At 63.6% G+C, this 14,619-nt stretch carries 13 protein-coding genes; 2 read left to right on the forward strand and 11 right to left on the reverse strand.

The genetic code is table 11. From position 1 onward, the window contains the following. Window positions 1-12: 12 nt before the first annotated feature. Together M0D64_RS35205 and M0D64_RS35210 are read right to left on the reverse strand one after the other, a co-directional pair. Window positions 13-1,314 (reverse strand): MFS transporter, encoded by a 1,302-nt coding sequence (locus M0D64_RS35205; RefSeq protein ID WP_266261177.1) that lies wholly within the window; start codon window positions 1,312-1,314, stop codon window positions 13-15. Between the two features lie 76 nt (window positions 1,315-1,390). Next, window positions 1,391-2,170, reverse strand: a complete 780-nt coding sequence (locus M0D64_RS35210) for a putative hydro-lyase (protein WP_093647509.1) — start codon at window positions 2,168-2,170, stop codon at window positions 1,391-1,393. A 174-nt stretch (window positions 2,171-2,344) separates the two neighbouring features. Here M0D64_RS35210 and M0D64_RS35215 point away from each other — a divergent pair, with 174 nt between their 5' ends. After that, a complete protein-coding gene (locus tag M0D64_RS35215; protein WP_266261178.1) occupies window positions 2,345-3,283 on the forward strand; it encodes a LysR family transcriptional regulator in 939 nt (312 codons plus the stop codon). Window positions 3,284-3,315: 32 nt separating this feature from the next. Here M0D64_RS35215 and mdcH read toward each other — a convergent pair whose 3' ends face one another. From mdcH to M0D64_RS35255, 8 genes are read right to left on the reverse strand one after another with little or no spacing between them, the layout of a single operon-like run. Continuing rightward, a complete protein-coding gene (gene mdcH, locus M0D64_RS35220; protein WP_266261179.1) occupies window positions 3,316-4,254 on the reverse strand; it encodes a malonate decarboxylase subunit epsilon in 939 nt (312 codons plus the stop codon). After that, a complete protein-coding gene (locus M0D64_RS35225; RefSeq protein WP_266261180.1) occupies window positions 4,254-4,946 on the reverse strand; it encodes a malonate decarboxylase holo-ACP synthase in 693 nt (230 codons plus the stop codon). Before M0D64_RS35225 ends, mdcH begins: the two co-directional genes overlap by 1 nt. Continuing rightward, a complete protein-coding gene (mdcE, locus tag M0D64_RS35230) occupies window positions 4,946-5,761 on the reverse strand; it encodes a biotin-independent malonate decarboxylase subunit gamma (RefSeq protein ID WP_266261181.1) in 816 nt (271 codons plus the stop codon). Before mdcE ends, M0D64_RS35225 begins: the two co-directional genes overlap by 1 nt. After that, window positions 5,758-6,642, reverse strand: coding sequence for a biotin-independent malonate decarboxylase subunit beta (locus M0D64_RS35235; RefSeq protein ID WP_266261182.1), 885 nt, complete (start codon window positions 6,640-6,642; stop codon window positions 5,758-5,760). Before M0D64_RS35235 ends, mdcE begins: the two co-directional genes overlap by 4 nt. Next, the gene (locus M0D64_RS35240) at window positions 6,639-6,953 is read right to left on the reverse strand and encodes a malonate decarboxylase subunit delta (protein ID WP_171927925.1); all 315 of its coding nucleotides are present in this window, start codon (window positions 6,951-6,953) and stop codon (window positions 6,639-6,641) included. The genes M0D64_RS35235 and M0D64_RS35240 overlap by 4 nt, the downstream gene beginning before the upstream one ends. Continuing rightward, window positions 6,941-8,038 carry a triphosphoribosyl-dephospho-CoA synthase gene (locus tag M0D64_RS35245; protein WP_266261183.1) on the reverse strand — a complete coding sequence of 366 codons (1,098 nt, stop codon included), beginning with the start codon at window positions 8,036-8,038 and terminating at the stop codon, window positions 6,941-6,943. Before M0D64_RS35245 ends, M0D64_RS35240 begins: the two co-directional genes overlap by 13 nt. 2 nt (window positions 8,039-8,040) lie before the next feature. Then, window positions 8,041-9,711 (reverse strand): malonate decarboxylase subunit alpha, encoded by a 1,671-nt coding sequence (gene mdcA / locus M0D64_RS35250; RefSeq protein WP_154565780.1) that lies wholly within the window; start codon window positions 9,709-9,711, stop codon window positions 8,041-8,043. Between the two features lie 8 nt (window positions 9,712-9,719). Then, a complete protein-coding gene (locus M0D64_RS35255) occupies window positions 9,720-10,493 on the reverse strand; it encodes a GntR family transcriptional regulator (RefSeq protein WP_266261184.1) in 774 nt (257 codons plus the stop codon). 188 nt (window positions 10,494-10,681) lie between these two features. On the opposite strand from M0D64_RS35255, the gene M0D64_RS35260 reads away from it, so the two are divergent. Continuing rightward, window positions 10,682-11,980, forward strand: coding sequence for an MFS transporter (locus tag M0D64_RS35260; protein WP_171927927.1), 1,299 nt, complete (start codon window positions 10,682-10,684; stop codon window positions 11,978-11,980). Between the two features lie 100 nt (window positions 11,981-12,080). On the opposite strand, the gene M0D64_RS35265 is transcribed toward M0D64_RS35260, so the two are convergent. Then, window positions 12,081-14,219, reverse strand: a complete 2,139-nt coding sequence (locus M0D64_RS35265; RefSeq protein ID WP_266261185.1) for a TonB-dependent siderophore receptor — start codon at window positions 14,217-14,219, stop codon at window positions 12,081-12,083. Between the last annotated feature and the right edge of the window lie 400 nt (window positions 14,220-14,619).

Raw genomic sequence — 14,619 nt, forward strand, 5'->3', positions numbered from 1 at the left:
CGGCAGCGCGGCTTAGGTGCTGAGTTCCCGCCCTCGGGTTTCCGGCAACGTCAGCGCGGCGAGGATCACGAGTCCGTATGCCGCGGCGGCAAATACGCCGATCGCGTGACCGAGCGTCATGGTCTGCGAGACGTAGCCGATCAGGAACGGAAATGTCGCGCCGACTGCCCGCCCGAAGTTGTAGCAGAAGCCCTGGCCGGAGCGCCGAATGCGCGTCGGAAACAGCTCGGTGAGAAACGCGCCCATCCCCGAGAAAATGCCGGACGCACAGAAGCCGAGCGGGAAGCCGAGCACGAGCATCGTGAGGTTGTCGAGCGGCAGTTGCGTGTAGATCAGCGCGATCGCACACGAGGCCAGCGCGAACGTGATGAACGCGCGCTTGCGGCCGATCTTGTCGCTGACGTAAGCGCCCGTCAGATAGCCGCAATACGAACCGACAATCACCACGCCCAGATAGCTGCCGGTGCCGATCACGCTCAGATGCCGCTCGGTCTTCAGATACGTCGGCAGCCAGGTGGTCACGGCGTAGTAGCCGCCTTGCACGCCGGTCGCGAGAATGGACGCGCGCAGCGTGGTCCAGACGATATCGCCGCGGAAGATGTCGAGCAACGAGGGACGCGTTTGTGCCGCGGCTTGCGCTTCTTTCTGCTGCCGATGCACTTCCGGCTCTTCAACGAAACGGCGAATCCAGATCACGAACGGCGCCGGTGCAATACCGATCGCGAACAGCACGCGCCACGGATAATCGGCCGGTACCCATGAAAACACGGCCATGAACAGCAGCGTCGACACGCCCCAGCCAATCGCCCAGCCTGCCTGCACGAGCCCCACCGCCTTGCCACGGTCACGCGGACGGATGACTTCGCCGATCAGCACCGCGCCCGCCGTCCATTCGCCGCCAAAGCCGAGCCCCATCAGTCCGCGCGCCCATAGCCGTTGCGAAAAATTCTGCGCCAGCGCGCAAGCCAGCGTGAAAACCGCGAACCAGAGAATCGTGATCTGCAAGGTCTTCACCCGGCCGATGCGATCCGACAGCACACCGGCCGCCCAGCCGCCGAGCGCCGAACTCAGCAGCGTGACCGTGCCGATGAGACCGGCGTCGCCGCGCGTGATGCCCCATGTCCCGATCAGCGTCGGAATCACGAAGCTCAGGAATTGCGTGTCCATTGCGTCGAGGACGTAGCCGATCTTGCAGCTCCAGAACGCACGCTTCTCGCTCGTGGAAATCTGCTGATACCACGCAAACGGGTTTTTGCCTGTGCCGGGCGCACTGTAGCGCTCGGTGTCTGTGGTCAACTGCGCTTCGGTTTTCATACATGGGCTCCGGTCGTAGTCAGTGGCCGCGTCTTGGTGCGCGGCTTGTGGTGAGACAACTCAAATAACGCCGCGGCTAGAGCATCGCCAGCGTGGTGTTGGGAATGTCGGTAACGAGCATGTGTCCCGGTTTGTGCGCGATCGCAAACGGCAAACGTGCGCTTTCTATTGCGGCTTGCGGCGTGACGCCACAGGCCCAGAACACCGGTAGCTCGTCGCTGCGCACCTCGACTGCGTCGCCGAAATCGGGCCGCGTGATGTCGCGAATGCCGATCAGCGAGGGATCGCCGATATGGACCGGCGCGCCATGTACCGCGGGAAAACGGCTGGTGATCTGGATGGCGCGGATCGCGTCCGCGGCTTTCATCGGCCGCATCGAGACCACGCGATTGCCGCCGAACACCCCTGCGGCCACGTTGCGTTCCCGCGTGCGATACATCGGCACGTTGACCTGCTGTTCGATATGGCGCAGCGGGATGCCCTCGCGCCGCAACATTTCTTCGAACGAAAACGAGCAGCCGATCGCGAACACCACCAGATCGTCGCGCCACAGTTCGTCGAGACTACGCACCTCCTCGGCACGTTCGCCGTGGCGGTACACGTAAAACGCGGGGACGTCGTTGCGTATGTCGAGATCAGCGCCGAGCGACGGGACGCGCCATTCGCCGGGTTCGCCGATGCCGAGCAATGGGCAGGCCTTCGGATTGAGCGTGCAGAAGCGCAGGAAGTCGTCGGCGTATTGCCTGGGCAGGATCGCGAGATTGGCCTGCGCATAGTCGCCGCAGTAGCCCGCAGTCGGCCCGGAAAGACGGCGGCTGCGAATCTGCTGACGAAACTCGGATGGCGTGTAGGACATGAACGGCTTGACTCCAGCTAGGTCCGGGTGACTGATGGAAGCCAGATTAGTAACGCCAAAAATATCCTTCCAGCGAGTTATTCTTGCGTTTCGTTAAATTAAACTTAACAGCACCGCCGGTGATTTTGCGGCGATGATCGAGTCTTTCGGGTCGCTGTTGGGAGAGCTAATGCAATGAATACCCGCTTTGTCGAAACGTTTCTGACGCTCGCCCGTCTAGGCAGTTTTCGCGCGACCGCCGCGGCAATGCACGCCACGCCCGCCGCGATTTCGCTACGCATCAAAACGCTTGAGGCCGAGTTGGGCGTCGAGTTGATCGAGCGCGATGCCGCCGAATTCCAGCTCACGGCGCATGGCGAACGGCTGCTCGCGCATGCGCGCTCGGTGGTGCAGGCCACGCGCTCGCTGCAACTGGCCGCACAGGACGAAACCCAGGTGACGAAGCGGTTGCGGCTCGGCGTCATCGAAACGGTGGTGCATAGCTGGCTGCCGGACTACATCCGGATGCTGAACGTCGAGTACAACCGTATCGTCGTAGACCTGACCGTCGACTCGAGCGCCGTGCTTGGGCCTCGTTTGCGCGCTGGCGAACTGGATCTCGTCATTCAGGTGGAGGAAACCGGCGAACAGGAAGCGTCGATCGTTTCGACCTTGCTGGCGAGCTATCCGGTGCGCTGGATCGCGCGCAACGATCTGATTCCGGCGAACCGTGCCAAGCATGTGCAGACGGTCTTGCAGAAACCCGTGCTGACGTTCGGCCGTGGCACCGCGCCGCAAGTCGCCGTGCAGGCGATCGTGGAGATGCTCGCGAAGCGCGCCGGTGTGCCGCTTGCGGATACTCAGGTGACCTGTATGCCGTCGGTGGCGGTGATCGTGAAACTGTTGCGCGATGGCTATGGAATCGCGGCAGTACCGGCGCTGTTCGTCGAACCTTTTCTGAGCAGCGGCGAACTGGGGCAATTGCAGGTGCGTCCGCTGCCGCCGCCGATCGACGTTGCGATGATCTACCGCGACGACGCCGACGTCGGCGTGCTGGCGGCATCGCGCGTTGCACGCAGCGCGTGTGATCAGTATGCGAAGGCGATGGGGCGGCAGTTGATCGAGAGGCGGTGAGGCGGGGCTCGAGTCTGGCGAATGGCCGCGTCTTAGAGTCCATCCATACCGAGTCGCCGACGCGCAGTAGCGACCAGCTTGTCGAACGAGAACGCACTTGCGGCAAGCGCGGTGGTGTCGGGAAAGTTCTCGCGCGCAATGTCCGTCAACACCTGGTCCGGCGGCGCTTCGATCAGCACGCGGGCGCCCATTTCCTGCATAACGGTGAGCGCGTCGAACCAGCGTACGGTGTGACGCATATTGGTCGCGAGATCGTCGCGAATGGCGTCTGCTGTGTACAAGGGGCGGCCGCCGCGATTGCCGATATAGGTAGTCTGTGGCGTGTGGAAAGGGACGTCTTTTGCGTACGCAACGAGTTCGTCCGTGGCATGCGCGAGCAGTTCGCAATGTGACGGCACGCTAACCGCAAGACGCATGGCTTTGCGAGCACCTGCCGCCAGAGCGCGTTCGATGAACGTGTCCAGCGTGACATTCGCCCCGGCCATGACGATCTGACGCGGCGCATTTACGTTGCCAATATAGACGCGTTGATTGCCCGCTTCAGCGTGCTGCGCGGCGAGTGTTTCCAGTTGGTGTTCGGTCAAACCCGACACGGCCGCGAGACCGTAGCCGGATGGGTACGCCGTCTCCATCAACTCGGCGCGTTTGCGGACCATCTTTAACGCGTCGCCAAAGTGAATCGCGCCGCAACTGACCGCCGCCGCGTACGCGCCCACCGACAAACCCGCGCTGATCTCCGGCAAGAGTTGTTCCTCTGCCAGTGCGCGTGTGATCGCCACGCCCGCGGCGGTCAAACCGATCTGAACAGCTACGGTTGAGCGCAGGGCATCTGGCGTGTCAAGGGTGAGCACGTCGATGTCGAGCACCTGAGACGCTTCTTCGAGTGTGCCGGTCACGGCGTGATGCTGCGGCAGACGGTGCAGAAATCCTTCCGACTGCGCGCCCTGGCCGGGAAACAGAAGAGCAAGCATCAGGCATTGCCGTGAGCGGGCGCCCACGGATCGGTAACCAATTGCGGCCCGCGAGCATGGCGCGCCATCACGCGTGCTTTGTCCGCTGCCCACTCGGCCAGCGCAACGCCGCCTGCGGGCGTTTCCAGTTGCGCATCCACACGAATGCCGGCGCGTTGCGCGGTCGCTTGAAGATAGTCCAGCAACTGAATGGCGGCGTGGTGCGAGAGTTTTTCCGGTGCGCGAATCAGCAGATCGAGATCGCTCGAGAACGTGACCGTGAGAGTCTGCGTTGCCAGTTCGAAGCCTGCGCTGCCGGTCGGTCCCCAAACGAATCCAGCCAATGCGCTGGCCGTGTCGCGTCGTAGTGCAGCAAGGGCCGCGAAAGTCGGCAACGCATTGCGCGACGCAAGCGGGCTGCGTCGCGCCAACGCTTCGGGCGGCACGGCGATTTCAATATCGTCCCGGTGCACCCACGTGCCGTAACGCTGCGACCGCTCCGTACCGCGCAAGCCGATTGCCAAGAAGCCGTCAGCGGCGAGTGCGCGTCGCACAACTGCATACGGCGCACGCTCGAAAGACCCACGAACCCACGGCGGTTCGCCGTCAAACTGTGGCAAGCGGTGCAAGCGCAGCAGATCATGCGGCTGCCAGCGCGCGTCGCACGACAACGCGTGATCGGCTGCAAACGGCGGCGCGGCGCAGACCTGCATTACACGGCATCCCATTGTTCGGCGAGACGCCGCCGCACTTCGATCGACGCCGCGCGATTCTTTTGAGCGGCAGCCGATTCCAGACGATGCGACAGATCGCGACCGCCAGCGCGCGCGCTGCGAATCTGTTCGGTCAATACCTGACGCACGCGCTCGATTTGCGCGGCATCGGGTGCGTCGGCGTCGATGCCTTCGATCAACTGATCGAGCAGGCCAAGCTTGGCGAACGACGTCATCGAGTACGACATCGGCACAATGGTTTCGCCGAGCGCGTCGAGTGCTTCGACGGTGCGCCGCGTAACGCGCGCGGCCGCTTCCTTGCCCATTGCGTGAACCATCGTGCCCGGCGCTTCGAGTGCAACGATCCTGTTGGCCTGATAGCCGTGCGCGAGGAATGCGCCCGACATGGCGGGCCCGACGATCAGCGCGATCACCGGATGCCCGGCGTCGCGCGCCGATGCATAGGCATCGACCGCGGCGGCGCAGGCGAGGTGAATGCCGAGCATCTCTTCGCGGTAACCGTACGCCTGGCTTTTCACATCGACGATCGCGACGATTGGGCGGCGCGTACCGCTCGCTTCGTCCTGCGCAATGACCTCGCGTACAGCGCGTGCGAGCAGCCAGCCTTGTTCGAGACCGACGACGTTATCGGTCGCGCGCGGAAAGCGGTTGTCGGGATCGGGGACGACCGCAATGAAGTGCGCGGTCTCGCCGCCGAGCGACGCGTCGCCGCTCCATACGGGCGCGTTACCGGACGATTCGCCGGCAAGTGCATGGAACCAGCGTGCGCCGCGGCTGAGGGTGGCATCGCTCATGCCTGCTCCTTGCGCGCGTTGTTTTGCGCATGTGGGTTGTACGCGTCATGCATCGTTTCCGGCGTCACGCTGGCCGGGTCGATTCGCGCGAGACGGTTGAGAAAAACGTCAACCTGTTCGCTGCGATGCGCAGCCGGCAGCCCTTGGGTAAATGCGGACCGCACGGCGGCGCGTACCGCGTCCGCATCGTCGTCGACCAGTTGATCGGCGAGCGCGGTCGCGGCCCGTTGTTCGCCGCCGATCAATTGCCAAACGCGGCGCCGATCGCTCGCATCGAGTTCTTCAATACCGGCTTCCTGTTCGATCACTTCGGGGCCGTTCATGCCGAGCCGTCCCTGTTTCGTTACGACCAGATACGAGCACAAGGCCGCTGCCAGCGACATGCCACCGAAGCAACCGACCATCCCCGCGATCACGCCGACCACGGGCACATGCCGGCGCAACGCGACAATCGAGGCCTGAATCTCGGCGATTACCGCGAGACCGAGGTTAGCTTCCTGCAACCGCACGCCGCCGGTTTCGAACAGCACGACTGGGCGGACGATCTTGCCGCGTTCGCAGTCGCGCAAGGCCATCTCGAGCGCGGCGGCGATCTTGCTGCCCGACACTTCGCCGATACTGCCGCCCTGGAACGCGGACTCGATGGCAGCGACCACAGCCGGCTCGCCGTCTATAGTGCCGCGTGCGATCACGCAGCCGTCATCCGCCTGGCAGACGACACCTTGCAACGGCAGCCACGGCGATTCGATCTTGTCGAACGGTCCGAGCAGTTCGCGGAACGAGCCGGCGTCGAGCAGCGAGCGGGCGCGTTCGCGGGCGGGCAGTTCGATAAAGCTTTCGCGCAGCATCGCCGCGGGGTGTGCGGTGGCGACAGTAGTCATGCGGCGTCTCCCTGTTCCGCCGCTTCAATGGCCTCCGCGAGCCGCAGCGCGACGACGCCCGGTGTCGCACCGAAGTCGTTGATTTCGATTTGCGCTGCGCCGTCGTAGCGCGTGAAGAAGCGGTCGAGCACGCTCTTCCAGATGTGGCTGTAGCCGTCGACGCTGGTCCGCACCACCACATGCGCGCTCAGGGCCGCGCTGTTTTCAGCCGGCGACAGCAGGACTTCCAGATCGCCCGAGCCGACCACACCGACATGCGCGCGAGTCGTGACGGCGCGTTGCGCCGGATAGTCGAAGGTCAGATGTTCCATGAGGCTGAGCTCCCGCCGGCGTCGTGATGCGCCAGCATGTCGAGAAAGAGGGTGGCGGCGAGCAGATCGGCTGCACCGCCAGGGGATGCGTTGAGCGACAGCAATGCGTGTTCGAGTGCGACGAGGGCGGTGTGCCCATCCGGCGTCGAGCTTCCACCGGCTTGCAGCACGCGGCGCGCGCCGTGTTGCGCGGCGTGCAAACCGGGCAAACCCGCGCGATGCAGCAGACAGGTGTCGTCGAGCGACACCATGATCGAGAGCAGGGCGTCGACGCGCGCGGCGGTTTCGTCGATTCCTCGGGCCCGCGCTGCGAGTAAAGCGGGCAAGCCGATATTGACGACATGCGGGAAACCGTCTTGCGCTTCGCGGCGTGCTCCACCGACCTGATAGCGCTGCCGCGCGCGTTCACCGTGACTATCGGAGGGGGCGGCGAAGCGATCCGGGAAGCAGGCAGTTTGTGCCGCGAGCGTGCAGACGCGCGAAGCGCTCAGGTGCGCAGTGTCGCCCGTCATCGAAGCCCCCGCCACCAGCAAGCCGACGATCCAGATCGCGCCGCGATGCGCGTTGCTGCCGCCGGTGGCATGCAGCATGTCCTGTTCGCCGGCGCGGCCGATCTGCGCGAGTTCAGCACGCAAAAGCGCGGATGGTTCGCCGTGGCGGCGAGCCGCGCGGGCGAGCGCCGCGAAGGTTGGTTCCAACGCATATGCCGAGCGCAGCATGGTGGCGAGATCGAGGTCGCGATGCGCACCGCTGCCGCGCCGGTCGACCAGTGCGGGTTTCGGCGTGAGTTGAGCCTCTTCGATTAGCGCGGACACCGCGAAGCGCGCGAGCTGCGCATCGGACGGTGCTGCCCGTACCCTAACCGCCTGCCTTTCTACCGTGTCTGCCGCGTGCAAAACCGTGGCGCGCTGGCGTGCCGGCGCGATGCGCCAGAGCACGTCGACCTCAGCCACTGGTTCGGCATACGCCGTGAACCTGGCCGTGCCCGTCTCTCTCCCAGTCAGCGCGGCAGCACGGGACGCGAGTTCCGCCTTCGCGTCCGGCATGGCGTCGGCCTCGCACTCGAGCAAAACAGCGGGCGCCATCGTTACCAGCTCCTGAAGCGGGCCGGCGGCTCGTACAGTCCACCCGACCACGTCACCAGATCGTCGATGCTGCGTGCGGCCAGCAACGAGCGCTTCGCTTCACCGCGTCGAATGCCGAGATCTTCCGGATACGCGACGATGCCACGCCGGCGCAATTCCGCGGTTTTTTCCGGCTTCGCGCGCAGCCCGATCGGCGTGACACCGGCTACTGCAGCCAACGCCGCACGCCGCTCGTCGATCCCTTCGGCCTTGTGCAAATACGCGATGCCTTCCTCGGTGACGACGTGGCTCACGTCGTCGCCGTAGATCATCACCGGCGCGATCGGCATGCCGCTCTTCGCGCCGACGGCCACCGCATCGAGTTCATCGACGAAGGTCGGCTCGCCGCCTTTCTTGTACGTTTCAGCCATTTGCACGACCAGCTTCTGTCCGCGCGACACCGGACCCTGATCCTTCAGCAGCTTGAGCCATGCCTCGCTCGAATGACGCCGGCCGCGTGGATCGTGGCCCATATTCGGCGCACCGCCGAAACCGGCGAGGCGGCCGCGCGTGACCGTCGACGAATTGGCGTCCGCGTCGATCTGCAAGGTCGAGCCGATGAATAGATCGACGCCGTATTGACCGGCCAGTTGGCACAGCACACGGTTCGAGCGCAGGCTGCCGTCGTTGCCGGTGAAAAAGACGTCGGGGCGCGCTTCGATGTACGCCTCCATGCCGACCTCACTACCGAAACAATGGATGCTGTCGACCCAGCCCGATTCGATCGCGGGGATCATGGTGGGGTGCGGATTGAGCGTCCAGTTGCGGCAGATCTTGCCTTTCAGGCCGAGCGATTCGCCGTAGGTGGGCAGCAGCAATTCGATCGCCGCCGTATCGAAGCCGATGCCGTGATTCAGCGATGTCACGCCGTACGGTTCGTAGATGCCGCGAATCACCATCATCGCGGTGAGCACCTGCAGGTCGCCGATATGGCGCGGGTCGCGCGTGAAGAGCGGCTCGACGGCGAAGGGCCTATCCGCCTCTACGACTACGTCGACCCACGAACCCGGAATGTCGACGCGCGGCAGTTCATCGACGATTTCGTTGACCTGCACGATCACGATGCCGTGCCGGAACGCGGCGGCTTCGGCGATGGTCGGCGTGTCCTCGGTGTTCGGACCGGTGTACAGATTGCCGTGACGGTCGGCCTTTTCCGCGCACAGCAGCGCGACGTGCGGCGTGAGATCGACGAACATCCGCGCGTACAACTCGACGTACGTGTAGATCGAGCCGATTTCGAGTTGCCCGTCTTCGAGCAGTTGCGCGACGCGCAAACTCTGCGGCCCCGCAAACGAGAAGTCGACCTTGTGCGCGATGCCGCGCTCGAACAGCGTCAGATGTTCAGGACGGCCGATGCTCGATATCAGCAGATGCACGTCGTGGATCTTTTGCGGGTCCACCTTGGCAAGCGCGCGCGACAGGAAGTCGGCCTGTTTCTGGTTGTCGCCCTCGAGTGCGACGCGGTCGCCCGGCTGAATCAGTGTTTCAAGCGCATCGACGATACGGTTGGTCGGCAGGACGCCGTCTTCCAGCCATGGTGCGATGGCCGCGAGTCGACGGTTCTTTTCGTCGCGGCGCGTGGTCCAGGAACGTGCGGTGGTGGACGCTTCGGTGGCTTCGGCGGATCGATTCATCGGCGGATTCAGCTCCCGGTGGTGGTGCGCGTGCGTCTGGCGCGCGGCTTGGGTTGATTCGCAAGCGAGGCTTCCGCCTGCGCGCGTTCGGTCAGGAAACGATGCAGCAGGTCGCCGGTGCCGAGCAGATGCGCGACAACCAGGGACTGTGCAGCGGGAATATCACGACGTTGTACGGCGTCGAGCAAGGCAGTGTGTTCGTTGTCCGACTCGCCTTTGTACGACGGCAGACCGAACTTCAGGCGCAAATACCGTTCGCCGCGCCGATGCAGCGTGCCGATCATATCCTCGAGTTGCGGACGGGCGGCGGGCGCATACAGGCTCATATGAAACGCGACATTGCGTGCGACGTACAACGACGGGTCCGGCTCGCGTTCGGCGGCAAGGCAAAGGGTGGCGGATTCGCGCAGCGTGGCGGCGGTGTGATTCGGAATGGCGAGTCCGATGGCGAGGCTCTCCAGCGCGGAGCGAATCTCATAGATTTCGCGCGCTTCATCCGCCGACAACGGCGCGACGGTCGCGCCTTTATGCACGGCGGCTCTCGCCCAGCCTTCGCTTTCGAGCTGGCGCAAGGCCTCGCGCACAGGAATGGCGCTGACCGAAAAATGCCGCGCGATCGCGTCCTGCCGCAGCGGCGCACCAGGCGCCAGGGTGCCGTCGACAATCGCCGCGCGCAACGCCTCCGCGATGATGTGGGACGTGCTCTCACGCGGCGCCGCCGCGGGTAAAAGCGGGCTGCGCGCCGGGGCATCCAGGGGAAAACCATCTATTGCGTCGTTCATGATATTGAATATTATATATGAAATTGCGCACTTAACAGGCGGGCAAACCCGGAAAGTTTTCCACCACCCGGTGGCCTGCGATGTCCTCTCGTCGTTATACGAGGCACAGCGATCCACTGGCAAGCGCGCCATCTCGTCGTTCCCTTTATGTAAGTCACGTAAGCCAACCGCAGGGCCGGAGGAGCATGATGAATTCACTAACCGACCGCACGCCGGTCGTTCGGCGCCGCACGCCGCTCAATCGTTCGCAGATCGCAGGATTTTGGGGGGCGTGGGCCGGCTGGACGCTCGACGGCATGGACTCGTTCATCTACGCGCTCGTGCTGACGCCGGCGTTGACCGAGTTGCTGCCGCGCTCGGGGTATGCCGCGACGCCCGCGAATGTCGGCCTCGCCGGTTCGATTCTGTTCGCGCTGTTTCTGGTGGGCTGGGGGCTGTCGTTCATCTGGGGGCCGCTGGCGGACCGCTTCGGCCGTACCAAGGTGCTGGCGGGCACCATTTTCACGTTCGCTATTTTCACGGGACTTGCGGCGACCTCGCACAACGTGTGGGAGCTCGCCATCTATCGCTTCATTGCCGGGGTCGGCATTGGCGGTGAGTGGGCGTTGGCGGGAACTTATGTCGCCGAGTCATGGCCGGAAGATCGCCGCAAGATGGGCGCCGGGTATCTGCAAACGGGCTATTACGCCGGGTTCTTTCTGGCGGCCGCGCTCAACTATACGATCGGCGTGCACTACGGCTGGCGCGCGATGTTCCTGACCGGCGCGGTGCCGGTCGTGGTCGCGATTCTGGTGCTGCTGCGAGTGAAGGAAACGGAGAAGTGGGAAAAGGCGGACGCGAGCACCGTGCGCGCCAAACCGCTGCGCGAAATTTTCGGGCCGACGTATCGGCGCCGCACGTGGGTTGCGTGCATTCTACTGACGATCGCGATTATCGGTTTGTGGGCAGGCGCGGTATACGAGCCCTCGGCTGTTATCCAACTGGCGACGAAGGCCGGCATGGCGAAGAACGATGCGATCCGGACCGCGTCGCTGGCAACCGGCTTGCTGTCGATTTCGACGATTCTCGGCTGTCTCGCGTTGCCGCCGCTGGCCGAGCGGATCGGCCGCAAGAAGACACTGGCGGTTTACTTCCTCGGCATGGCGGTGGCGATTGTCGGCAGTTTTGGCTGGGCGTTCTATCTGCCGAATGGGCTCGCGCCATTTATTGCGTGGCTCTGCGTGCTGGGTTTCTTCGGCGGCAATTTCGCGCTGTTCAGCTTGTGGCTGCCGGAGCAGTTCGAGACCCGGGTGCGAGCCACGGCGTTTGCGTTCTGCACGTCGTTCGGGCGGTTTGTCGGAGCCGGTGTGAATTTTCTGCTCGGCGCGGCGGTGTTGCATATGCATACGCTGGGCGTGCCGGTGGCGCTCACGGCGCTGGCGTTTATCGTCGGCCTGTTCGTGATTCCGTTTGCGCCGGAGACGAAGGGAGAGGTGTTGCCGCAGTGAGCCGTTTTCACTATGACGACTGAAACGAACAACCGGGCGCAGTGCCCGGTTGTTCGTTTAACGCATCAACGCGTGCAGCGCATGTCACGCGTTACACCCCTCACATATGCCACCTTGCCGACACCGTCAGCGTGCGCGGCGCGCCCGGCATGTTGTACATATCCGCGTTGCCGTGCGCCGCGATGAAGTACTTGCGGTCGAACAGATTATCCAGCGTCAATGCCACGTCCACGTTCTTGCCGTGATACCCCGCGCCGAGATCGAACGTCACGAAAGAAGGCAAGGTGACCGCATCGCTCGCCGAGGTATAGCGCGCCGACTGGAACTGCGCACCGCCAGCCGCGTAGAACCCGTACTTCAGATCGCGCTTGATCCACACGCTCGCGCTATGACGCGGCATCAGTCCCGGCGTGTTGTTGTGCAGCACCAGCCCGGCTGAACTCGCTTGCGGCGAGCCGTCGACGTTTCCGTTCAGGTACGCATACCCCGCATACACGGACCACTTCGGCGCGATTTCTCCCGTGGTGGATAGTTCCAGCCCGCGCACGTGCTGCGTACCGATCGGCAGCGCGTAAGTCGGGTTGGACGGATCGGCGATCTGCTGATTGGTCTGCTTCATGTCGAACAGCGCGACGCTCGCGCTCGCGCGGCCCAGGTCGAACTTCGAGCCGATTTCGAAGCTGGTGGTCTTTTGCGGCGCCAGCGCCGAACCGTTGGCGAATGCGCCGCTGCTGATCAGCGTATCGGCGAGCGGCGAGAACGACTGGCTATACGACGCGTACAGCGACACCCAGTCGAGCGGTTCGTAAATCAGACCGACACGCGGACTCCACGCGCGATCCGTGCGGTCCAGATTCACGTGCGCCGAAGTGTAGTCGTTGCGGGTCTGCGTCAGATAGTCGAAGCGCAGGCCGGCAAGAATCTTCCAGTGTTCGGTCAGCGAGATCAGGTCCTGCGCGTAGACGCCGGCGAGTCCCAGCACGGTCGATGCATTCGTCTTCGCCGCCGTGCCCGGCTTCACACCCGGCAAATCGATGAGTTGCGGATCGTACAGGTTGTACGTTGCGACCTTGGTGGTCGAGTAGAGGGTGTCGAATTTCTGCTGTTGCGACAGCTCGACGCCGTACAGCAGCTCGTGCTTCATCCCGAACAGCGTCGTTTTCTGCGTCAATTCGAACAGGCCGTCCACGCCGTGATCCTGGCGAAAGCGGGTGCTTTGATCGAGCGTGACGACCGGATTCGGCGCCGTCTTGATCGGCTCATACGTGACGTAGTTTTTGCGTTCGAGCGAGAAGTCGTACGCGCGCACGGCAGTGTGCAACGACAGCGAATCGTTGAAGCGGTGATCGAGCGATACAGTCGCGCTCTTCGCATCGACATCGTTATAGGACGTGTTCGCGGCGTCGGCCGAACCGTAGTACGTGTTGATCGGCACGTTGACCGGGCGGCCGAGATAGGCGGGCAGACCCTGATCCGAGGTGCGGCGGTCGTGCAGATAATCGGCTTCGATATTGAGGATGGTGTCCTTGTCGATGCGGAATTGCGCGGACGGCGCCACGGCCTGGCGATTCAACTGGAACTGGTCGCGAAAGCTGTTCGAGTTTTCGGCGGCGCCGGTGATGCGAAAACGCGCGGCGTCGTTCGCATTCCAGCCGAGATCGAATTCGCCGCGCCGTTCGCCTTCGGTGCCTAACGTCACACCCACAGCTTGCTGTGGATTGGCCGTCGGCTTCTTCAGTACGCGGTTGATCAGGCCGCCGGCCGAGCCGCGTCCATAGAGCACGGCCGCCGGCCCCTTCAGCACGTCGACACGTTCGACGTTCGACAGATCGCGATAGTAGAGCGCATCGTCGCGAATGCCGTCGACGTATTGATCGGTGATGTTGTTGAAGCCGCGCAGGCTGATCTGGTCGCGCTGACCATCGCCGACCGAGAAACCGATGCCTGGCACGTTGCGCAACGCGTCCTGCAGCGAGGTCGCGTTCTGTTCGTCGAGCAGTGCGCGCGGCACGACGTTGACCGTCTGCGGCACGTCCATCAGCGACATGTTCATCTTGGTCGCGGTGTTCGAGGTGCTCGAGTCGTACGAGCGGTCGGCCGCGGCCTTGACGGCGATGGCGGGCAGCGTGCTGTCGGCCGCGCCGGCAGCGGGCGTAGCTTCCTGCGCCAGCAAAGGTTTGGCGCTGGCAAGAGAAGTGGCGAGCAGTAGCGCGCGGTAAGTATTCTTTTTGACGTTCATGGCGACGTTCTTCGAGTATGGATGGGTGGTGTTTTTGGTTTTGACGTGCAGCGTTCAGCGGAAGCGCCAATACAAAAGCGCCAGACGTGCGCAAAGAAGGCGCAAGCAGGCGCGCACGGCCAGGCAAAGGGCGTGTGGTCAGTCAGGCGAGACGAAGTGGTGATTTCCCCTGTTGCTGTTGAATGAATTCGAAAGTCGAAACGGCCGGGGCGCCGTGCGTCAACGCAAGATGCGCTGGCGTGACATCGGCTGCCTCGGAATGGCATGTCGATGTGGGGATGGGAAGTGCAGCAGAAGCCGGATCGGTGCCCGGCTTGTAATATCTGGAAAGTATAAACGAGAACGATTCTCGATTGTGCGAAATGAATGGAAAATGCGGGGGTTTTGCACGGATTTTTTT

This window comes from Paraburkholderia sp. WS6 (assembly GCF_030464835.1).
GTDB classification, from domain to species: Bacteria; Pseudomonadota; Gammaproteobacteria; order Burkholderiales; family Burkholderiaceae; genus Paraburkholderia; species Paraburkholderia madseniana.

Bases quoted from the DNA above. Each gene is read 5' to 3' on its own strand.
- M0D64_RS35205 (WP_266261177.1), bottom strand. From the start codon at position 1,314: ATGAAAACCGAAGCGCAGTTGACCACAGACACCGAGCGCTACAGTGCG.
- M0D64_RS35210 (WP_093647509.1), bottom strand. From the start codon at position 2,170: ATGTCCTACACGCCATCCGAGTTTCGTCAGCAGATTCGCAGCCGCCGT.
- M0D64_RS35215 (WP_266261178.1), top strand. From the start codon at position 2,345: ATGAATACCCGCTTTGTCGAAACGTTTCTGACGCTCGCCCGTCTAGGC.
- mdcH (WP_266261179.1), bottom strand. From the start codon at position 4,254: ATGCTTGCTCTTCTGTTTCCCGGCCAGGGCGCGCAGTCGGAAGGATTT.
- M0D64_RS35225 (WP_266261180.1), bottom strand. From the start codon at position 4,946: ATGCAGGTCTGCGCCGCGCCGCCGTTTGCAGCCGATCACGCGTTGTCG.
- mdcE (WP_266261181.1), bottom strand. From the start codon at position 5,761: ATGAGCGATGCCACCCTCAGCCGCGGCGCACGCTGGTTCCATGCACTT.
- M0D64_RS35235 (WP_266261182.1), bottom strand. From the start codon at position 6,642: ATGACTACTGTCGCCACCGCACACCCCGCGGCGATGCTGCGCGAAAGC.
- M0D64_RS35240 (WP_171927925.1), bottom strand. From the start codon at position 6,953: ATGGAACATCTGACCTTCGACTATCCGGCGCAACGCGCCGTCACGACT.
- M0D64_RS35245 (WP_266261183.1), bottom strand. From the start codon at position 8,038: ATGGCGCCCGCTGTTTTGCTCGAGTGCGAGGCCGACGCCATGCCGGAC.
- mdcA (WP_154565780.1), bottom strand. From the start codon at position 9,711: ATGAATCGATCCGCCGAAGCCACCGAAGCGTCCACCACCGCACGTTCC.
- M0D64_RS35255 (WP_266261184.1), bottom strand. From the start codon at position 10,493: ATGAACGACGCAATAGATGGTTTTCCCCTGGATGCCCCGGCGCGCAGC.
- M0D64_RS35260 (WP_171927927.1), top strand. From the start codon at position 10,682: ATGAATTCACTAACCGACCGCACGCCGGTCGTTCGGCGCCGCACGCCG.
- M0D64_RS35265 (WP_266261185.1), bottom strand. From the start codon at position 14,219: ATGAACGTCAAAAAGAATACTTACCGCGCGCTACTGCTCGCCACTTCT.